Here is a 20,038-nt window from a genome sequence, read left to right as displayed (position 1 = left end):
CTGCGCCCGGCGGCAAGACCTCTGCGCGTGAGAAGTAGTGGGTACGGCCGGCCGGGGCTAACGTCGGCGGCTCCCGCAGGCTCGAGCCGTCTTGAGGACTTCATGACTGAACAGATACCGGAGGCGGTGGTGTGGTGCCTGGCCGTCGGCCTGCCGGTCGTCACCGTGCTCCTGGCGCGCCAGCGCGGGATCAGCGCGCGCAGGCGGAAGCGGAACGAGGAGCTCGCCGAGGGCCTGCGCAGCCGCGAGGAGGAACTGCGCCACCTGGTCACCGTCCGGCTGCCGGCCCTTCAGGAGTCGGCTCACCGGCCCGTGCCCGGTGCCGGACTGCTCGACCCGCGGCTCGCGGACACGGACTTCGCGAAGTGCCTGGACGGTGTGCTCGAGCGGTTCGCGGAGGCCGTGGAGAGCTCGCAGGCCCGGGCCGACCGGTCGGCGAAGGCGGCGCTGAAGTCCTCGATGCGCTCCATCCAGGCCCTGGCCAGTGAGCAGCAGGTGGCGATCTCGGAGATGCAGGACCGCCACGACCACCCCGACGTCCTGCGGGATCTGCTGGAGATCGACCACGCGAACGCCCAGTTCGGCCGTCGCGCCCAGGCGATCGCCGTACTGTGCGGATCCTGGCCGGGGCGGCAGCGGGCGGCGTCCGCGCTGACCGACGTGGTGCGCGGATCCACCTCCCGGATCCGCGACTACCGGCGGATCCGGGTTCACGGCGAGGTCGACGTCGCCGTCGAGAGCCGTGCGGTGGAGCCCGTGGTCCTGGCCGTCGCGGAACTGCTGGACAACGCCGCACGCCATTCGCAGCCCAGCACCCAGGTCGAGGTGGGCATCCGATCGGTGCACAACGGTGCCTGCATCGTGATCGACGACGCGGGCGTCGGCATGGACGGGCAGGCGCTGGAGAAGGCCGCGCTGCTGCTGTCCGGCCGGCGCACGGTGGACGTCACCCGGCTCGACGACCCTCCGCAGTTCGGCTTCGCAGTGGTCGGGGTGCTCGCCCACCGGTACAGGTTCAGCGTCTCCGTGGACACCCACTCCCCGTACGGCGGTGTCCGGGCCGTCGTGTTCCTCCCGGGGGCCCTGCTCACGCACCAGGACGCCGCGGGGGATCCCGCCGCGGCGGCCCTCGTTGCGGAGTCCCCCGCGTCCCTGACCCCGTCCGGACCGGCGTCCGGACCGGCTGCCCGACCGGCACCTCGACCGGCGCCGGGGTCCGCGGCGCCGACGACCGCGGGAGGGCTGCCGAAGCGCCGCCGTCGTGCCGCGCGGACTCCGGCCACCGCGCGGCCGGCGCCGGTGCCCGCCGACGACGCCGGCGCCCGATCGGCCGAGGAGACCGCACGGAGGATCGGCGCGTTCGCGCGCGGCACCCTCAGCGGGCGCGCCGCCCAGGAGACCGCCTACGAGGCGGCCCAGGACTCCGCTCACGAAGCCGCCCACGAGGCCGCCCAGGACGCGGCCCACGAAGCCGCCCATGCCACCGCCCATGAAGACGAAGGGAACAACCGAGGATGATCGAGCCCACGAACAACGAGTTGGGCTGGATGCTCGATGAGGTCCTGAAGGTGCCCGGGGCGCTGCACGCGATCCTGCTCTCCGCGGACGGCATGCTCCGGGCCCACTCGGAGCACATCGGCAGGGACGACGCGGAGCGGCTGGCGGCCGGGCTCTCCGGCGTCCAGTCCATCAGCCGCAGCACGGCCGAGTTCTGCGACCGCGTCGACACCCCGTGGCGGCAGACGCTGATCGAGTTCGCCCACGGCTACGTGTTCCTCGTCGCCGCCGGAGAGGGCGCCTACCTCGCGGTGTCCACCACGGAGAGCGTGGACATGGAGGCGGTCACGTACCGCATGCACAAACTGGTCGACCGGCTCGGCAGGGAGCTGACCAGTCCGGCACGGCAGGGAACCGGCACCCTGGCATGAGTCCCCCCAGACCCCGCCCATCGGGGCGTCTGGTGCGGCCCTACGTGGTCACGGAGGGCCGCGCCCACCCGAGCCGCAGCACCCTCGACCTCGTCACGCTCCTCATCTCCGCCGACGGGCCGTCCCCCAGCGGCCTGGGGCCCGAGAAGAGACGGCTCACGGAGCTCTGCCGCCCGGGCGCGCTGTCGGTGGCGGAGGTGGCCGGGCATCTGTCGCTGCCGGTCAGCGTCACCAAGGTGCTGGTGGCCGATCTCCTGGACAGCGGGCACATCGTCACCCTCGCACCGGTCCCGGCAGCCGTGCCGTCCGATGCCCGAATCCTGCAGGAGGTGCTCGATGGGCTCCGCGCCCGCCTCTGACGACGTCTATCTCCGGCCGGGTGTGCGCACCGCGGTCAAGATCCTGGTCGTCGGCCATTTCGCGGTCGGCAAGACCACCTTCGTCGGCACGCTGTCCGAGATCCGTCCCCTGCACACCGAGGAGGTGATGACCGAGGCCGGCGCTCTGGTGGACGACCTGGAGGGCGCCCGGGGCAAGACGACCACCACGGTCGCCCTCGACTTCGGGCGGCTCACCCTCAGCGACCACGTGGTGCTGTACCTCTTCGGCACCCCCGGGCAGCAGCGCTTCACCGAGCTCTGGCGGGACATGACCCGCGGTGCGCTCGGTGCACTGGTCCTGGCCGACACCCGCCGCCTCGGGCAGTCGTTCGACGTCATGGGCGTCCTGGAGGAGCTGGGCCTGCCCTACGCCGTAGCCCTGAACGAGTTCGACGGTGCCCCGCAGCACACTCTGGACGAGGTCCGGGAGGCCCTCGACCTGCTCCCGGACACCCCGCTCGTCCGCTGTGACGCCCGCGACCGGCACTCGTCGACCCGGGCGCTGATCTCCCTCGTCGAGTACCTCCTGACCCGCACCAGCGAACTGGAGCACGCGTGACCCCCGAAACCACCCCCGTGCCCGAGTCCGGCCGCCGCTGCCCCGAGCCGCTGTACGGGCCGGAGTTCGCGGCGGATCCCGCCGCCGCCTACCGGCGTATGCGGCGGACCGGGCCGACGGCGCCCGTCGAGCTGTCGCCCGGGGTGCGGGCGACACTCGTCACCGGCTACGACGCCGCCCTCCATGTGCTGCGCAGCCCCGAGACGTTCTCGAAGGACTCCCGCCGCTGGCGCGACATGGCCGACGGCACCGTGCCCGCCGACTGCCCGGTCGCCCCGATGATGGCCTACCGCCCCAACGCCCTGCTGACCGACGGGCCGGAGCACCGCCGCCTGCGCGAGGCGATCACGGACAGCCTGGGCGGCGTGGAGCCCCACGCGCTGCGCAACTACGTCGAGCAGAGCGCCGATGCGCTCATCGACCGGTTCGCCGCCGCCGGCGAGGCCGACCTGCTCGCCGGGTACGCCCGGCCGCTGCCCCTGCTGGTGCTCAACCGGATGTTCGGCTGCCCGCCCGAGTACGGTGAGCGGCTGGTCGAGGGCATGGCCGGCATCTTCGAACTCGTCGACGCCGAGAAGGCGAACGAACTCCTCACCACGACCGTCGGCGCGCTGATCGCGCTGAAGCGCCGGACGCCGGGGCGGGACGTGACCTCCCGGCTCATCGCCCATCCCGCGCGGCTGACGGACGAGGAGCTCGTCCACACCCTGGTCCTCCTGATAGGCGCCGGAACCGAGCCCGAGCAGAACCTGATCGCGAACAGCCTGCGCCTGCTGCTGTCCGACGACCGCTTCGCGGGCAGTCTGTCGGGCGGCAGCCTGCCCGTGGAGGACGCCCTCGACGAAGTGCTGTGGAGCGACCCGCCCATGGCCAACTACGCCGTGCACTTTCCGGTGCACGACGTCCTGTACGAGGGGACGCTCCTCCGGGAGGGGCATCCCCTCGTCATCAGTTTCGCCGCGGCGAACACCGACCCCGCCCTGGTGGCGGAGCAGCACCCGGGCAACCGCGCCCATCTGGCGTGGAGCGCCGGCCCGCACTCCTGTCCCGCGCAGGGCGCGGCGCGGCTGATCGCGGCCGTGGCCGTCGAGAAGCTGCTGGACCGCCTCCCCGACATGGAACTCGCGGTCCCGGTGCGGGACCTCGAGTGGCGGCCCGGGCCGTTCCACCGCGCGCTCGCCGCCCTGCCCGTGTCCTTCCGGCCCGCCGCCGTCACCCGGGCCGCGGAGGGCGAACGGCCCGCGGGGGACGAGGCGTCCGCGGCCGCGGACCGGCGCGACTCCGCGCCGCCCGGGGGACGGCGGAGTGCGCCGGAGGCCGCGGCGCCGGCGAGCGGCTGGGCCCGGCTGCTCGCCTGGTGGCGGGGGGAGTGATCAGAACAGCCGGACGGGCAGGGACCGGTGCCCGTGGGAGATGAACGACTCCACGGGCAGCAGTTCCTCCGGCGGCCCGGCGAGCGTGAGCCCGGGGAAGCGGTCGAAGAGCGCGGGGATCGCGACACGGGCCTCCAGCCGGCCCAGGGGGGCGCCGAGGCAGTGGTGCACTCCGTAGCCGAAGGCCAGGTGCTCCTTGTCGACCCGGGTGACGTCGAAGCGGTCGGCGTCCTTGCCGTACCGCTCGGCATCGCGCCCCGCGGCGGCGTAGGCGGCGAGGATGGCCTCCCCCGCGGGGATCACCGTGCCCTGCGGACCGCCGAGTTCACCGAGGTCGATGTCCTCCACGGCGTACCGCAGGGGCAGATTGGCCACGGGCGCGTCCGCCCGCAGGCTCTCCTCGATCGCGTCGTCCCAGGTGGCACGGCCCTCGCGGATGTGCGCGAGTTGCTCGGGGTGGGTGAGCAGGGCGTGTGCCGCGTTGTCGATGAGGTTGACGGTGGTCTCGTGACCGGCCCCGATCATGAGTACCAGGGTGTCGAGCAGTTCCTGCTCGCTCAGCCGGGCGGTGCCCTCGTCGTCCCGCGCGGCGATGAGGCCGGTGGTCAGGTCGTCTCCGGGCGACTCCCGCTTGGCCGCGACGAGTTCCCCCAGCACCTCGTAGAGGCGTGCGTAGGTGGCGGTGACCTCGTCGGGCCCCGCGGAGGTGTGGAAGAGCCCGTCCACGACCTCGCGCAGGTCCACCGCCTTGTCACTCGGCAGGCCGAACAACTCGCTGATCACCTGGATCGGCAGCGGGTAGCAGAACTCCTCGCGCAGATCGACCACCTCGCCGCGGCGCCCGACCTCGGCGACCCGGTCGAGCAGTTGCTCCGTGATCTCCTCGATGCGGGGGCGCAGCGCAGCGGTGCGCCGCGCCGTGAAGGCCCGCGACACCAGGTTGCGCAACCGCCTGTGCTCCCCGCCGTAGGCGGTGAACATGTTCTGCACGGCGACCCAGGCGAACAGCGGCCAGTCCGGGGAGACCTCCCCGTTGATCCAGACCGGCCAGTGCCGGCGCGGGTCCTTGGACACCCGTGCGTCGGTGAGCAGCCGTTTGAGCAGAGCGGGGCTGGTGACCGCGAACGCCCCGACGGCGCCCGGGAGTTCGACACGCGCCACCGGGCCTCTCTCACGCATCCGGTCGCCCTCGCCATGGATGTCCCGGCCTGCCGGGTCTATCGCCAACGGGCACTGGTCTCGCATCGGACGCCTCCCATACTCGGCCTTCAGCACGTTCGGTGACGCTACTCCCCCGTAGGGCAGTCGGCCGAGGATACTGCGCAGCGCTTGCGCACCGGGACAAGGCCCCTGCGCCTGGCGGCAATTCGCCCGCGCGGGCGGTCCGCTTCGGCGCCGCCGGCACCGGGTCCCGCGGGCCGCTGTCCCCCGGTGCCGGGCCGGGTGTCCCGGTGGGCGAGGCTGCCCACCGGGACACCCGGCCGAAACGCATGTTCGGGACGCACGCCCGGGACACACGTCCGGGAGTACGTCCGGACACGGGACGATCAGGCCGGCGGTGCCGGGACCGCCGGGGCCGGACCGTGGGGTCAGGCCACCGGCGCCGGGTAGGTCGGGTACTCCACCCCGGAGACGTGCTGGACGACGCGGATCACCTGGCACGAGTAGCCGAACTCGTTGTCGTACCAGAGGTAGAGGATCGCGCTGTCGCCGTCGACCTTCGTGGCCCCGGCGTCGACGATCGACGCGTGGCGCGAGCCGATGAAGTCGTTGGAGACCGCGTCGGGGGCGGTGATGAAGTCGATCTGGCGCTTGAGCGGCGAGGTCAGCGACACGTTGCGGAGGTAGTCCAGCACTTCCTCGCGGGTGGTCTCACGGCCGAGCCGCAGGCTGAGGATCGCGATCGAGACGTCCGGGACGGGGACGCGGATCGAGCTGCCGGTGATCGGCGCCTTGAGGTCGGGCAGCGCCTTGGCCACGGCGGAGGCGGCGCCGGTCTCGGTGATGACCATGTTGAGCGGCGCGGAACGGCCGCGGCGGTCGGCCTTGTGGTAGTTGTCCAGCAGGTTCTGGTCGTTGGTGAACGAGTGGACGGTCTCCACGTGACCGCGCAGCACCCCGTACTCGTCCGCCATGGCCTTCAGCGGCGGGACGATGGCGTTGGTGGTGCAGGACGCGCAGGACAGGATCTGCTCGTCCGGCTTGATCGTGTCGTGGTTGACGCCGTGCACGATGTTCGGGACGTCGCCCTTGCCCGGGGCGGTGAGGACGACCTTCTCGATGCCGGGGCGCAGGTGCGTGGACAGGCCCTCGCGGTCCCGCCACTTGCCCGTGTTGTCGATGAGGATGGCGTCCCTGATGCCGTAGGCCGTGTAGTCGACCTCCGACGGGTCGCCGGCGTAGATGACCTTGATCTCGTTGCCGTTGGCGACGATCGTGCTGTTCGCCTCGTCGACGGTGATCGTGCCCTGGAACTGGCCGTGGATCGAGTCCCGGCGCAGCAGCGACGCCCGCTTGACGATGTCCTGGTCACCACCCCGGCGGACGACGATGGCGCGCAGCCGCAGGCCGTTGCCGGAGCCGGCCTTCTCGATGAGCAGCCGGGCCACGAGCCGGCCGATGCGGCCGAAGCCGTAGAGCACGACGTCGCGCGGCTCACGGCGCTCGATCTTGTTGGCGCCGGTGGCACCGGCGACGGCCTCCGCGGTGAACTCCTCCACCGAGAGGCCGCGGTCGTCGGTCCGGTAGGTGGCGGCGAGCATGCCGATGTCGATCTGGGAGGGCCCGAGATCGAGCGCGGCGAGGGCCTTCAGGAACGGCATCGTCTCGGTGACCGAGAGTTCCTCGCCGGCGATCTGGCGGGCGAACCGATGGGTCTTGAGGATGCTGACCACCGACTTGTTCACCAGGGAGCGGCTGTGCAGCAGGACGGTGACGTCCCGCTCACGGTGCAGCTTCCCGATGATCGGGATCATCGACTCCGCGATCTCCTCGCGATGCTTCCAGTTTGTGAACGAGTCCTCATTGACAGTCACAGATTTATCTTTCGAGCTAGGCGGTGCTCATATGCTAACCCGCCCTTCATTCGGTCCTTCAGAGGGGCCCGGCCGGGCGCCCGCGGCGGCGGGACCGGCGCCGTGGAACGGAACCTGAAGGACGTCGGCACGGGACCGGCGCCGACGAACGGGACCGGCGACCTGGACACGGGACCGGAGGGACCGGCGGCACCGGGCGGTTCAGACGGGGCGGGTGGGAGGAGTGGGACGGGTGCGGCAGGCCGCACCGCCGGGGATCGCCCCGCTACGGGCACACCCGGGTGATGCGGCAGCACACCGAGGTGACCTGCGGGTCCCCGCGAGCCGGTGAACCCTTCCGGTCACGGCACTACGCTTGCGCATAGGGGGCACGGGGTTCCACGGGAACCGGATCAGCCCGGCAGGACGAGCCGTGCCCGCCGGGACCGGCATCGCCATCGGCCCGGGCAGGCCGCCGGGCCGCGAACGACGAGAGGCGCTCCGGCCGGAGTGCGACGCCCTCCGCAGGTCGGAGCTCCGCGGAGCGAGAAGACGATCATGAGCGACAGCATGGCGGACGAGGTCTACCAGCCGACCGGCTCCAACGAGGAGCAGGGCGACGCGGCCCACCTGGACCTCGAGGACGCACTGGACGAGCCGGACTACGACGAGATCCTCGACCAGGGCTACTCCCCGCCGGAGCGGCCGCTCGGCGTGGACCGGGTGGGGACGACGGTGGCGGAGCAGCGCGAGGGCGAGAGCCTCGACCAGCGGCTGGCGGTGGAGCTCCCCGACGTCGCGGCGGACGACTCGGACGGCATCGGCGACCTGCCGGGCGGCGAGGGGGAGCCGATCGACGACGAGGTCGGCAGCGTACGGGCGGGGCGGCTGGTGGCCCCCGACGAGGGGACCCGCCCGACCACGGACAAGCAGCTCTTCGCCGGCGATGTGGGCATCGACGCCGGTGCGGCCGGAGCCGAGGAGGCGGCGATGCACGTCGTGGTCGAGGAGGACCGCGGCGAACCGCCCTTCGGCGGGCCGTGACACGGCTGTCTCACTCCGGGACGATCCCCCGGGCGGGCTGACGGGTGTGCCGTCCGCGAAGCGGGGCAAGCGGACGACCGGTGGCGGGAAGCGCGGGTTTCGTACCGGAGTTCCCGTACGCCCAGAGGATGCCCGTAGCAACATGCCGAGGTGAGGAGCACCCGTGAGCGAGCACATGTGGGCCTACGTACCGACCAGCGGGCACAACCGCGACGACGACCTGACGGGTTATCGGGTGGAGGCGACCGACGGGAACATCGGCAAGGTCGACAAGCACTCCAACGAGGTCGGTTCCCAGTACATCGTCGTCGACACCGGTACGTGGATCTTCGGCAAGGAGGTGCTGCTGCCCGCCGGCACCATCACGGTCGTCGACCACGACGAGCGGCGGATCATCGTGTCCCGCACGAAGGACGAGATCAAGGCCGCGCCGGAGTTCGACAAGGACAAGCATCTCGGCGACCCGGCCTACCGCGACCAGCTCGGCGGCTACTACAGCTCCGGCCACTGAGCCGCCGGCCGGTGCCGGCGGCCGGGGCACGTCCCGTACCGCGGGGCGTGCCCCGGCGCGCTGTGCGCGAACCGGTCCACGCACAGATCCCGGACGCACGAGAGAGGAGAACGCGCCATGGACCGGCAGCGTCACGGCGCGAGCCCACGAGCCGAGGAGGCGGGCGGGCCGGGGAGCCGGCAGGGCCCGCCCGCGCCGAGGAGACCCGGCACCCCGGACACGGCGACGACCGCGACCACACCCACGGCTACGGCTACGGATACGGCTGCGACTGCCGCCACGGCCACGACCGGAGCGGACACCGCGCTGCTCAGGGGCCTGCGGATCGACGACGCCCGCCCCGAGCAGCCGATCCTGCTCGACGGCGACGGCACGCCCATCGACACCTGGCGCGAGAACCACCCGTACGACCGGAAGCTGAGCCGCAAGCGCTACGAGCGCGAGAAGCGGGTGCTGCAGATCGAGCTGCTGAAGCTGCAGAAGTGGGTGCGGGAGAACGGTGTGCGCATGGTCGTCGTGTGCGAGGGACGCGACGCCGCGGGCAAGGGTGGCACGATCAAGCGCTTCACCGAGCGCCTCAACCCGCGGGGCGCCCGTGTCGTGGCCCTGGACAAGCCCACCGAACGGGAGTCCGGCCAGTGGTACTTCCAGCGGTATGTGTCCCATCTCCCCGCCGCCGGTGAGATCGTCTTCTTCGACCGCTCCTGGTACAACCGGGCGGGCGTGGAGCGGGTGATGGGCTTCTGCACCTCCGAGCAGTACCGGCACTTCCTCGCCCAGGCGCCCGTCTTCGAGAGGCTGCTGACGGACGACGGCGTCATGCTGGTGAAGTTCTGGTTCTCGGTGTCCCGCAGCGAGCAGCGCACCCGGTTCGCGATCCGCCAGGTCGACCCCGTGCGCCGCTGGAAGCTCTCCCCCACCGACCTCGCGTCGCTGGACCGCTGGGACGACTACACCCGGGCCAAGGTCGAGATGTTCCGGGAGACCGACACGCCCCACGCACCGTGGACCGTGGTGAAGAACAACGACAAACGGCGCGGCCGGCTGGAGGCCATCCGCCATCTGCTGCTCCGCGCCGACTACGCGGACAAGGACCCGGAGGCCGTCGGGCAGGCGGACCCGCTGATCATCGGCGCCGCGGACACCCTGCTGGAGCGCGGCGAGGAGCCCGCCGACCTGACCCCCACTCCCCTGGCGCCGCACGACGACGGGCCCGGCAAGCATCCCGGGCGGCGGTGAGCCGGGGTGGCACCGGTGGGTGCCGGGGTGCGGCCCCGGCGGCCCCGCCGCGGGAGGGCGGCGCCCGGCGGGGCCGCGCCCGTGAGCGGGCCCGCGGCGTGGCCCCGCGCTACAGGAACCGCCGGATCGGGGCGACCGACGCCTCCTTGACGCGCTGGACGGCCGCACGCCGCTTCCAGCGGGCGGGATCGATGTCCACACTGCGCTCGGCGTCCTCGTCGAAGTGCTTGTCGAGGACCGCGGTGAAGGACTCGTCGAGGACGGCGAGCATCACCTCCTCGTCGTGGTCCATCGAGCGCCGGTTGAAGTTGGTCGACCCGATCAGGGACGCCACCGAGTCCACCGTGATGATCTTGGCGTGCATCATGGTGGGCTGGTACTGCCGGATGCTCACACCCGCGTCGAGCAGCGTCGTGTAGTGGTGCTGGCCCGCGAGCTGGCAGGCGCGCTGGTCGGTGTGCGGGCCGGGGAGCAGGATCTCCACCCGCACACCGCGGCGCGCGGCGCGGCACAGCAGGTCGACGAAGAACGCGTCGGGCGCGAAGTACGCGGTCGCCAGCCGGAAGCGCTTCTCGGCGGAGGTGAGCATGACCCGGATCAGCGTCTGCATGTCCTGCCATCCGATGCTCGCCGAGCCGCGGACCACCTGCACCACCGAGTCGCCGCACTGGGGCTGCTCGGCGAACCGGTCGTGCTCGTCGTACAGCTCGTCGTGGCACTCGGCCCAGTTCTGGGCGAACGCCGCCGCTATGCCGTCCACCGCGGGGCCCCGGACCTGGACATGGGTGTCGCGCCACTCCCCCGGGTTGCGGGCGTCTCCGCACCACTCCTCGGCGATGCCCACCCCGCCGGTGAAGGCGGTGTGCTCGTCCACGATCAGGGCCTTGCGGTGGCAGCGGTGGTTCTGCTTGAACGGCGACAGCCACACGGGCTTGCGGAACCAGGCGATCTGCACACCGGCGTCGTCCATGCCGTCCAGCAGGTCCTGTTCGATCTCCTTCGCCCCGAAGCCGTCGAGCAGCAGCCGCACACGCACCCCGGCCCGCGCCCGGTCGGCGAGCTCGCCGGCGAAGTCGCGCGCGATCTGCCCCCGCCAGTAGACGAAGGTCATCATGTCGACGGTGTGCTCGGCGGACCGGATCGCGTCCAGCATGGTGGGGAATATCTCGCGCCCGTTGCGCAGTGGTACGAGGTGGTTGCCCTCGGTGGCCGCCACGCCGATCAACCGCTCGAGCCTGCGGCGCAGCCGCTGCGCCGCGGCGGAGGCAGGGGCTGGGGCGGAGGTGGAGGAAGGCGCTGGGGCAGAGGCGGGGGCTGGGGCGGGGCGTATGGCGTCGTCGGAAGTCACGGCGTCTCCTGGCGGCGGGGTTCGGCGGAACGGCGTCGTCTCCGGCGTGGCGGGGGCGACGGCCGACGGGGCTGGTCCGCAGCGGGATCGGCGGCGCGGTGCGGTACGGCTTCGAGCGCACTGTAGCGAAGGGGAGCGGGGCCCGCGAGGGCGGGACCTGCACACATCACCGCCGGTGGCGGCGCCGGCCGTGGCCTCGCCGGGCCGCGCCGCGATGCCGGCGCGTGAGGCGCGTGAGGCCCGTGAGGCGCGTGAGGGCACCGGAGGCACGCGGGCGCGGCGCGCGGCGCCCGAGAGGAGGCCTCCGGGGAGCCTCTCCCCTGCCCACGCATGGCCGGGCGGCCCGCCCCGGCCCGGGAGCCCCCGGACTGCCGCCGCGGCGGTCCGGGGAGAAGCACGGGGAGAGCTGCGGGGAGAAGTCCGGAGCGAGCCGCGGGGAGAAGTCCGGCCCGCCACTCCGGCGGGCGAACCCGGCCGCCGACCGGCGAGGACGCACCGGCCCGGTGAGGTGTCGCCGACCGATCGCGGGGCATCCGTCCGCCACCGGACGCGACCCGCCGCCCGGAGCCGGGCGCTCCGGACGGCTGGAGCGCCCGGGTACACAGGAAGCAGGAGCGGCCGGACCGCAAGAAGGGCAGTAGTCGTGCGCAGTGTGGGTGTCGAGGAAGAGATGCTGCTGGTGGACGCCGAGAGCGGTGAGCCCCGGGCCCTGTCGACGGCCGTGCTGGCCGCCGCGTCCCGGGAGGCCGTCCGTCGCGACGAGGACGAGGTCTTCGAGGAGGAGCTGCACCGGGAGCAGCTGGAGTTCGCCACCCGGCCGCATGTCGCCATGGAGGACATCGCCGAGGAGATCCGGGGGTGGCGGGCCGAGGCCGCCCGTCACGCGGAGAGGATGGGCGGGGCGGTCGCCGCGCTGGCCACGTCCCCGCTGCCCGTCAGCCCTTCGATGGGCTTCGGCGAGCGGCACCGCTGGCTGGGCGAGAGGTTCGGCCTGACCGCGCAGGAACAGCTCACCAGCGGCTGCCATGTGCATGTCTCGGTGGACTCCGACGAGGAAGGCGTGGCGGTCCTGGACCGTGTCCGGCCGTGGCTCGCCGTGCTCATGGCGATGAGCGCCAACTCCCCGTTCTGGCAGGGCAAGGACACGCAGTACGCCGGGTACCGCAGCCAGGTCTGGGGCCGGTGGCCGTCCGCCGGTCCCGTGGAGGTCTTCGGCTCGGCTCAGCGCTACCACGAGCAGGTGCGGGACCTGCTGGGCACCGGTGTGCTGCGCGACGAGGGCATGATCTACTTCGACGCCCGGCTCTCCCACCGCTATCCCACGGTCGAGATCAGGGTCGCGGACGTCTGCCTGTCCCCCGCCACGACGGTGCTGCTCGCCACCCTGTCCCGGGGGCTGGTGGAGACGGCCGCCCGCGAGTGGCACAAGGGCGAGCCGCCGGCCCGGCACGGGACGGCGCTGCTGCGGCTGGCCGCCTGGCAGGCGGGACGGTACGGGCTGGAGCACGAACTGGTCCATCCCCTGACGATGCGGCCGGCGCCGGCGGAGGCCGTGGTGCGTGCGCTCTTCGACCACGTACGGGACGCCCTCGAGGCCACCGGGGATCTGGCGGCCGCCCGGCAGGGGCTCGACACCCTCCTTTCGGAGGGCAACGGCGCGCGGGTGCAGCGGGAACTGCTGGCGCGCACGGGCAACCTCCGCGAGGTCGTCGCCGAGTGCGTGCGGCGCACCCAGGGCTGAGCCGGCCGGGCCGCCGCGGTCAGGCGGCCTCGGGAAGGGGCTGCTCGATCTCGTCCGGCCCGGGCCGGCGGCGCGGCAGGAGCCGCGGACGGCGTCGCCGCCGGGCGGGCCGGGGGCTTTCCGGGACCGCGAACAACCGGTCCTCCAGGTGGTCCATGGCGATGATCAGGAGCAGCAGCGCGGGAGGTATGAGCACGGCGGTGAGAATCATGGGCGTCCCCTCGTGGTGTGGTGCTCGCATTGCCGCCGGAGCGCGCGGCGAACGTCCGCTTCGGTGACGTTTCCGTAACCGCCACGGGGTGGTGCGTCGCCCCGGTCACCCCGGTCGCCCCCGTCACCCTGTGCCGCGGGACCGGGGCGGCACGCCGAGCCGAGCGGACGCCGCGGGACCGGGGCGGCGCGCCGCGCGGATGCCCGGGACCGGGGCGGTGCGATCCGGTGACGCCGCGATGCCCGTACACGGCCCAACCCCCCCTGTTCACCGCGGTCGTCGACCGGCCGCCGAGGCCATCAGGTCGCTTGTCCCGGACTATTGACTGTTTGTGTGACAGTCGCGATCCTCGTCGCACCGCTTGCACGGGTCATGACAGGGGATCTCGGCGGAAGGTCCCGGCTCCGGACGGACTCGGCCCCGGCCCCGTCCGCTCAGCGAAGGCTTGGGTGATGACGATGAAACGGCTCTCGCGTCGCCGCCGTGGACCCCTCGCGGTGGTGATCCTGCTCCTCACCGCGCTGGCCCTGGTGCTCGGCACGGCTCCGGGGTCCTCGGCGGAGTCCGGCTGGTGGGTCCCGGACGCCCGGCCCGTGCCCGACTCCCGGATCGACGTCTCCGGCGAGCCCTTCAAGGGCACCGGCCCGGACGGAAAGGTGCGCGGCTTCGTCGACGCGCACAACCACATCATGTCGAACGAGGCGTTCGGCGGTCGGCTCATCTGCGGCAAGGCCTTCTCCGACCAGGGCATCGCGGACGCCCTCAAGGACTGCCCGGAGCACTACCCCGACGGTTCGCTCGCGGTGTTCGACTTCATCACCAAGGGCGGCGACGGGCGCCACGACCCCGACGGCTGGCCGACGTTCAAGGACTGGCCGGCCCACGACTCGCTCACCCACCAGCAGAACTACTACGCCTGGATCGAGCGGGCGTGGCGCGGCGGGCAGCGCGTCCTCGTCAACGACCTGGTCACCAACGGCGTGATCTGCTCGGTGTACTTCTTCAAGGACCGCAGCTGCGACGAGATGACCTCGATCCGCCTGCAGGCGCGGAAGACGTACGAGATGCAGGCGTACATCGACGGGATCTACGGCGGGCCGGGCAAGGGCTTCTTCCGGATCGTCACCGACTCCGCGCAGGCCCGGCAGGTGATCGAGCAGGGCAAACTGGCCGTGGTGCTCGGGGTGGAGACCTCCGAGCCGTTCGGGTGCAAGCAGATCCTCGACGTGGCCCAGTGCGACAGGGACGACATCGACCGCGGTCTCGACGAGCTCCACGGGCTCGGCGTGCGGAGCATGTTCCTCTGCCACAAGTTCGACAACGCGCTGTGCGGAGTGCGGTTCGACTCGGGCACCCAGGGCACCGCCATCAACGTCGGCCAGTTCCTCTCGACGGGCACCTTCTGGAAGACGGAGAAGTGCACCGGGCCGCAGCGCGACAACCCCATCGGCCTCGCGTCGGCCCCCGGCGCCGAGAAGGAACTCCCGCCGGGCGTGAAGGTCCCGTCGTACGCCGCGGACGCGCAGTGCAACACCCGCGGGCTCACCGAACTCGGCGAGTACGCCCTGCGCGGCATGGTGAAGCGCAAGATGATGCTGGAGATCGACCATATGAGCGTCAAGGCCGCGGGCCGGGCGTTCGACATCCTCGAGGCCGAGTCGTACCCCGGCGTGATCTCGTCGCACAGCTGGATGGACATGGACTGGACCGAGCGGGTGTACCGGCTCGGCGGGTTCATCGCCCAGTACATGCACGGCTCCGAGCACTTCAGCGCCGAGGCCGAGCGCACGGACGCGCTGCGCGACAAGTACGGCGTCGGATACGGCTACGGCAGCGACATGAACGGCGTCGGCGGCTGGCCTGGCCCGCGGGGCGCCGACACCGCCAACCCGGTGCGCTACCCCTTCCGCAGCGCCGACGGCGGTTCCGTCCTCGACCGGCAGACCACCGGCGAGCGCACCTGGGACATCAACACCGACGGCGCAGCGCACTACGGCCTGATCCCGGACTGGCTGGAGGACGTACGGATCGTCGGCGGACAGGGCGTCGTGGACGACCTCTTCAAGGGAGCGGAGTCCTACCTCGGCACCTGGGGCGCCTCCGAGCGGCACAAGTCCGGGGTGAACCTCGCCGCGGGCGCGCCGGCCTCCGCCAGTTCGTCGGAGTGGAGCCTCTTCACGAGCTACGCCCCCGGCCGGGCCGTCGACGGGAAGGCGGGTACCCGCTGGGCGAGCGACTGGAGCGACGGGCAGTGGCTCCGGATCGATCTCGGCGCACCGGCCCTGGTCGCACGGGTCACCCTCGACTGGGAACGCGCCTACGGGAAGGCCTACCGCGTGGAGGTGTCCTCGGACGGCACGAACTGGCGGCCGGTGTGGTCCACGACGGCCGGTGACGGCGGCCTGGACACGGCCCGGTTCGCCGGGACGACCGCCCGCCATGTGCGCATCCAGGGACTGGAGCGCGGCACCAAGTGGGGCTACTCCCTGTACGAGGTCGGCGTCTACGGCAGCTGAGCCGCCGCCCGAGCGAGCCGCCGGCCGGGGCCGGCCGGATCCAGCCGATCCGGCCGGCCCCCGGCCACTGCGCAGCACAGCACAGCACGGGAAGAGAGAACCGCATGGCACGGATGCCGTCGGCCGAACGGCGCCGGCAGCTCGTCGAGGCAGCGATCCGGGCGATGACCCGTGACGGTGTACCCAGGACGACGACACGGTCGATCGCCGCCGAGGCGGACGTGTCGCTGAGCGTCTTCCACTACTGCTTCGGCTCCAAGCAGGAACTGCTGGAATCCGTCATCGAGGCGATCACCGAGCACTACATCGCCGTGGTGCGGGAGGCGATCCGGCCCCGGGCCACCCTGCGGGAGACCGTCCGCGCGGGATTCCAGGCCTACTGGGACCATGTGTGCGCCCACCCCGGTGAGCACATGCTCACCTACGAACTCACCCAGTACGCGCTGCGCCAACCCGGGTTCGAGCATCTGGCGCGCCGTCAGTACGAGTTGTACACGGACACGTTCATCGAGCTCATCACCCAGCTGCGGCACGACATGGGACTGCGGCTGCGGGTCCCGGTGCCGGTCCTGGCGCACTATCTGGCCGTCATGACCGACGGGCTCACGCTGAACTTCCTGGTCCTAGGCGACGAGACGGCCGCGTCGGACGTCCTCGACACGATCGCCGACCAGGTCGTGCACCTCGTCCACGACGAGACCCTGCCGGTCGCGCCCCGGGCCGTCTGACGGCCACGCGACGCGCCCGCCCCGCGACCCCGCGCGGCGGGGCCGCCGGCCCGCACCGGAGCGGCCGCCCACGGCCTTCGCCCGGCAGCTCGTTTTTCCCATTTTCCCATACATTGGGGACTATGCCGGTTCCCTTTCACCGCGTGCGGGGACGCAGCGGGCTCGGCGCAGGCGCACCCTGGACGCGGGGCCGTACCGCCCGCGCCCTGGCCGCCACGACCGCTGCCGCCTCGCTCGCCGCGCTCACGGCCTGCGGAGCGGCCGGCGAGGCGGGCGGGGGCACCGGGGACGCCTCGGGCGAGGGCGGCTTCACGATCGGGCTGCTGCTCCCCGACGTCCACACCGCCCGCTGGGCGACCGCCGACAAACCCCTCATTCAGGCGAAGGTCAAGGAGCTCTGCCCCGGCTGCACGCTGCTGCACGCCTACGCCTCCGCCGATGTGGCCACCCAGCAGCAGCAGATCGAGTCCATGATCGCGAAAGGGGCCAAGGTCCTGATCCTCGACCCCGTCGACGACAAGGCGCTGCGCTCCTCGGTCGCGCGGGCGCGGGACGCGAACGTGCCGGTGGTCTCGTACGACCGCCTGGCCGACGGGCCCGTCTCGGCGTACTCCAGCTACGACTCGGAGGAGATCGGCAGGATCCAGGCGCAGGAGCTCCTCAAGGCGATGGGCCCCAAGGCCCGCGGCGGCGAGATCGTGATGATGAACGGTGACCCCACCGACCCCAACACCCGGGATCTGCGCAAGGGCGCGCTCTCCGTCCTGGAGGGCAAGGTGAAGATCGCCAAGTCCTACTACACCGGCGGATGGATACCGGAGAACGCCTTCCGGAACATGTCCGCGGCCATCGCCGAGCTGGGGCCGGACCGCATCGACGGGGTGCTGTCGGCGAACGACGGGCTGGCGGGCGGCATCGTCACCGCGCTGAAGGCGGCCGGGGTCAAGCCGCTGCCGCCCGTCACCGGGCAGGATGCCGACCTGTCCGCCGTCCGCAGGGTCGTCAAGGGCGAGCAGTACGTGACCGTCTACAAGTCCTTCGAGGCGGAGGCCGAGGCCGCCGCCAGGATGGCGGTCGCCCTGGGCCGCGGCGAGAAGCTCGACGACATCGCCAAGGACCGCGTCAGCAACGGCACCAACGACGACATCCCCGCGGTCCTCGGGCCCCTCGTGGCCGTGACCGCGGCCAACGTCAAGGACACCGTGGTCAAGAGCGGCCTCTACAGCGTCGGCCAGATCTGCACCCCGGCGCTGGAGGCCGCCTGCCGGAAGGCGGGACTCACCGGGTAGCCGCTGGGCCCGCACCCACCCCTCGTGCGGTGCACCCGGGCCGGAAGCACGGGACGGGCGAAGGAGATGGTTCATGTGCCGAACGCACCACTCCTGGCGATGCGGGGCATCTGCAAACGGTTCGGCGCCGTCTGGGCACTGTCCGACGTCGAGCTGGACATCCACGCCGGGGAGGTCGTCGCCCTGGTCGGCGACAACGGGGCGGGCAAGTCCACGCTGGTCAAGGTGATCACCGGGGTCGGTCCCGCCGACGAGGGCGTGGTCGAGTGGAACGGCCGCCCTGTGCGGATCGCCCGCCCCCGCGACGCCCAGGCCCTGGGCATCGCCAGCGTCTACCAGGACCTCGCCCTGTGCGAGACGCTCGACGTCGTCGGCAACATCTTCCTCGGGCACGAACTCGGCGGAAGAGCCGTCCTCGACGAGGTGGCCATGGAACGACGGGCCCAGGAGCTGGACGTACTGGAGTCGCTGTCGACCCGCCTGCCCAACTTCCGGGTGCCGGTCGCCACCCTGTCCGCCGGCCAGCGGCAGACGGTCGCCATCGCCCGCGCGCTGCTCGGCGAACCCAGGCTGCTGATCCTGGACGAACCCACCGCCGCGCTGGGCGTCCGGCAGACCGCCCAGTTCCTCGACCTGATCGAGCGGCTGCGGGACCGCGGTCTCGGCGTGCTCCTGGTGAGCCACAACCTGGGGGACGTGAAGGCCGTGGCGGACCAGGTCGCGGTGCTGCACCTCGGCCGCAACAACGGCTTCTTCAGCGTGCCGACCACCTCACAGGAGCAGATCGTCTCCTCCATGACCGGCGCCACCAACAACGCGGTGGCCCATCGCCGGGACCGGTGGGGGGAGGTGCTGCGGTGAGGCGGACCGAGGCGTCGGGAAGCACCGGGGGAACGAGGGCCGCTGACGGCCGCGCGGGGAGCGGGGCCGCGCCCGGCGGCCAGCGCCGCGCGGACACCGGCGGGGGTCTCGGCGGCCTTGCCCGCGGCTTCGCCGCCCGGATGCGCGGCGGCGAGTTCGAGCCGCTCCCCGGAGCCGTCGCCGTCGCGCTGCTGTGGATCGTCTTCCAGAGCCTGGACCAGCAGTTCCTCTCGCCGCGCAATCTGTCCAACCTGAGCATCGACATCGTCGGCACGGGCATGATCGCGCTCGGTCTGGTCTTCGTCCTGCTCCTCGGCGACGTCGACCTGTCCGTCGGCTCCGCCAGCGGGCTCACCGCGGCGGTGTTCGCGGTCCTCAACGTGAACAAGGGCATGCCGGAGTGGGCCGCCGTCCTCGCCGCCCTGGTGGTGGGTGCGGCGATCGGGGCGACTCAGGGGTTCTTCGCGGCCCGGCTCGGCGTGCCGGCGTTCGTGGTCACCCTGGCGGGGCTGCTGGCCTGGAACGGTCTCATGCTGTACGTGCTGGGCGTCAGCGGCACCATCAACCTGCCCGAGGAGGGCTTTGTCAACGCGCTGACCAGCTACTACTTCAGGGATGTCGCGGTCGCCTACGGGCTGGCCGCGCTGAGCGTGGCCGTGTTCCTCCTGGCGTCGTACCGGGACTCCCGCAGACGCCGTGCGGTCGGAGTGGTGTACCGGCCGTTCGGCGTCATCGCCGTGCGCACGGCGGCGGTGGCGGTGGTCGCGTTCGGCGCCGCCTGGATCCTGAACCGGTTCCAGGGCCTGCCGCTCGCCCTGCTGGTCTTCCTGGTCTTCGTCGTCGGCCTGGACTTCGTCCTGCGGCGCACCTACTACGGTCGCAGGATCGTCTCCGTCGGCGGCGGCGGCGAGGCGGCCCGGCGAGCCGGTATCAACGTGGTGTGGCTGCGGATCTCGGCGTTCATGGTGTCCGGGACGCTGGCCGCCGTCGGCGGCCTCTTCCTGGCCTCCCGGGTGGCCGCGGTCGGCCAGACGTCCGGCTCCAGCATCCTGCTGATCAACGCGATCGCCGCGGCCGTGATCGGCGGTGTCAGCCTGTTCGGCGGGCGCGGGACGACGTGGTCGGTGCTGCTGGGCATGCTCGTCATCCAGTCGATCGCGTCGGGCATGGTCCTGCTGGGCATCCCGACGCCGATGCAGTCGGTGATCACCGGAGGTGTGCTGCTGGCCGCGGTGGTCCTCGACTCCCTGTCCCGCCGCGCGCAGCGGGCGCACGGGAGAGCGTGACCCAACCCGG

General features: G+C 72.2%; 18 protein-coding genes. 14 read left to right on the top strand and 4 right to left on the bottom strand.

The features are described from left to right. Nucleotides 1–102: 102 nt before the first annotated feature. Genes DDW44_RS29200 through DDW44_RS29180 form a run of 5 tightly spaced genes read left to right on the top strand, consistent with a single transcriptional unit; the run spans nucleotide 103 to nucleotide 4,240 of the window. Nucleotides 103–1,518, top strand: a complete 1,416-nt coding sequence (locus tag DDW44_RS29200; RefSeq protein ID WP_108908354.1) for an ATP-binding protein — start codon at nucleotides 103–105, stop codon at nucleotides 1,516–1,518. Then, entirely contained in the window at nucleotides 1,515–1,928 is a 414-nt protein-coding gene (locus DDW44_RS29195; protein ID WP_017948640.1) for a roadblock/LC7 domain-containing protein, read from the top strand. Before DDW44_RS29200 ends, DDW44_RS29195 begins: the two co-directional genes overlap by 4 nt. Continuing rightward, entirely contained in the window at nucleotides 1,925–2,287 is a 363-nt protein-coding gene (locus DDW44_RS29190; protein WP_027732697.1) for a DUF742 domain-containing protein, read from the top strand. Before DDW44_RS29195 ends, DDW44_RS29190 begins: the two co-directional genes overlap by 4 nt. Beyond that, nucleotides 2,265–2,867: a GTP-binding protein gene (locus DDW44_RS29185; RefSeq protein ID WP_017948638.1), complete on the top strand. Its 603-nt coding sequence runs from the start codon at nucleotides 2,265–2,267 to the stop codon at nucleotides 2,865–2,867. The genes DDW44_RS29190 and DDW44_RS29185 overlap by 23 nt, the downstream gene beginning before the upstream one ends. Continuing rightward, nucleotides 2,864–4,240, top strand: coding sequence for a cytochrome P450 (locus tag DDW44_RS29180; RefSeq protein ID WP_108908353.1), 1,377 nt, complete (start codon nucleotides 2,864–2,866; stop codon nucleotides 4,238–4,240). The genes DDW44_RS29185 and DDW44_RS29180 overlap by 4 nt, the downstream gene beginning before the upstream one ends. Here DDW44_RS29180 and DDW44_RS29175 read toward each other — a convergent pair whose 3' ends face one another. Further along, nucleotides 4,241–5,419, bottom strand: coding sequence for a cytochrome P450 family protein (locus DDW44_RS29175; RefSeq protein WP_425275677.1), 1,179 nt, complete (start codon nucleotides 5,417–5,419; stop codon nucleotides 4,241–4,243). It lies immediately after the preceding gene. A gap of 410 nt (nucleotides 5,420–5,829) precedes the next feature. Continuing rightward, a complete protein-coding gene (locus DDW44_RS29170; protein WP_026281764.1) occupies nucleotides 5,830–7,275 on the bottom strand; it encodes a glyceraldehyde-3-phosphate dehydrogenase in 1,446 nt (481 codons plus the stop codon). A gap of 537 nt (nucleotides 7,276–7,812) precedes the next feature. Here DDW44_RS29170 and DDW44_RS29165 point away from each other — a divergent pair. From DDW44_RS29165 to ppk2, 3 genes are all read left to right on the top strand, one after another. Next, on the top strand, nucleotides 7,813–8,298 hold the full coding sequence (locus DDW44_RS29165; RefSeq protein WP_425275676.1) for a DUF5709 domain-containing protein: 486 nt from the start codon (nucleotides 7,813–7,815) through the stop codon (nucleotides 8,296–8,298). 163 nt (nucleotides 8,299–8,461) lie between these two features. Then, nucleotides 8,462–8,809: a ribosome maturation factor RimM gene (locus tag DDW44_RS29160; RefSeq protein WP_017948633.1), complete on the top strand. Its 348-nt coding sequence runs from the start codon at nucleotides 8,462–8,464 to the stop codon at nucleotides 8,807–8,809. Between the two features lie 117 nt (nucleotides 8,810–8,926). Continuing rightward, nucleotides 8,927–10,048, top strand: coding sequence for a polyphosphate kinase 2 (gene ppk2 / locus DDW44_RS29155; protein ID WP_108908351.1), 1,122 nt, complete (start codon nucleotides 8,927–8,929; stop codon nucleotides 10,046–10,048). 109 nt (nucleotides 10,049–10,157) lie between these two features. On the opposite strand, the gene DDW44_RS29150 is transcribed toward ppk2, so the two are convergent. Further along, nucleotides 10,158–11,294 carry a phospholipase D-like domain-containing protein gene (locus DDW44_RS29150; protein WP_108908977.1) on the bottom strand — a complete coding sequence of 379 codons (1,137 nt, stop codon included), beginning with the start codon at nucleotides 11,292–11,294 and terminating at the stop codon, nucleotides 10,158–10,160. Nucleotides 11,295–12,039: 745 nt separating this feature from the next. Between DDW44_RS29150 and DDW44_RS29145 the strand changes: the two genes are divergently transcribed. After that, nucleotides 12,040–13,137 carry a glutamate--cysteine ligase 2 gene (locus tag DDW44_RS29145; protein ID WP_108908350.1) on the top strand — a complete coding sequence of 366 codons (1,098 nt, stop codon included), beginning with the start codon at nucleotides 12,040–12,042 and terminating at the stop codon, nucleotides 13,135–13,137. A gap of 19 nt (nucleotides 13,138–13,156) precedes the next feature. Here the strand turns inward: DDW44_RS29145 and DDW44_RS29140 are convergent, their stop codons facing one another. Further along, complete coding sequence (locus tag DDW44_RS29140) at nucleotides 13,157–13,348, bottom strand: hypothetical protein (RefSeq protein ID WP_018890513.1); 192 nt, start codon at nucleotides 13,346–13,348, stop codon at nucleotides 13,157–13,159. A gap of 458 nt (nucleotides 13,349–13,806) precedes the next feature. On the opposite strand from DDW44_RS29140, the gene DDW44_RS29135 reads away from it, so the two are divergent. From DDW44_RS29135 to DDW44_RS29115, 5 genes are all read left to right on the top strand, one after another. Then, nucleotides 13,807–15,864, top strand: a complete 2,058-nt coding sequence (locus DDW44_RS29135; RefSeq protein WP_425275708.1) for a galactose-binding domain-containing protein — start codon at nucleotides 13,807–13,809, stop codon at nucleotides 15,862–15,864. A 104-nt stretch (nucleotides 15,865–15,968) separates the two neighbouring features. Beyond that, nucleotides 15,969–16,592 (top strand): TetR/AcrR family transcriptional regulator, encoded by a 624-nt coding sequence (locus DDW44_RS29130; protein WP_017948627.1) that lies wholly within the window; start codon nucleotides 15,969–15,971, stop codon nucleotides 16,590–16,592. Nucleotides 16,593–16,735: 143 nt separating this feature from the next. Further along, nucleotides 16,736–17,881 carry a sugar ABC transporter substrate-binding protein gene (locus tag DDW44_RS29125; protein WP_108908349.1) on the top strand — a complete coding sequence of 382 codons (1,146 nt, stop codon included), beginning with the start codon at nucleotides 16,736–16,738 and terminating at the stop codon, nucleotides 17,879–17,881. A 66-nt stretch (nucleotides 17,882–17,947) separates the two neighbouring features. Beyond that, nucleotides 17,948–18,742, top strand: coding sequence for an ATP-binding cassette domain-containing protein (locus tag DDW44_RS29120; protein WP_037788385.1), 795 nt, complete (start codon nucleotides 17,948–17,950; stop codon nucleotides 18,740–18,742). Further along, nucleotides 18,739–20,028: a sugar ABC transporter permease gene (locus DDW44_RS29115; RefSeq protein WP_108908348.1), complete on the top strand. Its 1,290-nt coding sequence runs from the start codon at nucleotides 18,739–18,741 to the stop codon at nucleotides 20,026–20,028. Before DDW44_RS29120 ends, DDW44_RS29115 begins: the two co-directional genes overlap by 4 nt. Nucleotides 20,029–20,038: the final 10 nt, after the last annotated feature.

Origin of the sequence: Streptomyces tirandamycinicus (genome assembly GCF_003097515.1) — a bacterium.
In the GTDB taxonomy this organism is placed as follows: domain Bacteria; phylum Actinomycetota; class Actinomycetes; order Streptomycetales; family Streptomycetaceae; genus Streptomyces; species Streptomyces tirandamycinicus.
This window is presented reverse-complemented; position numbering and strand designations above follow the sequence as displayed.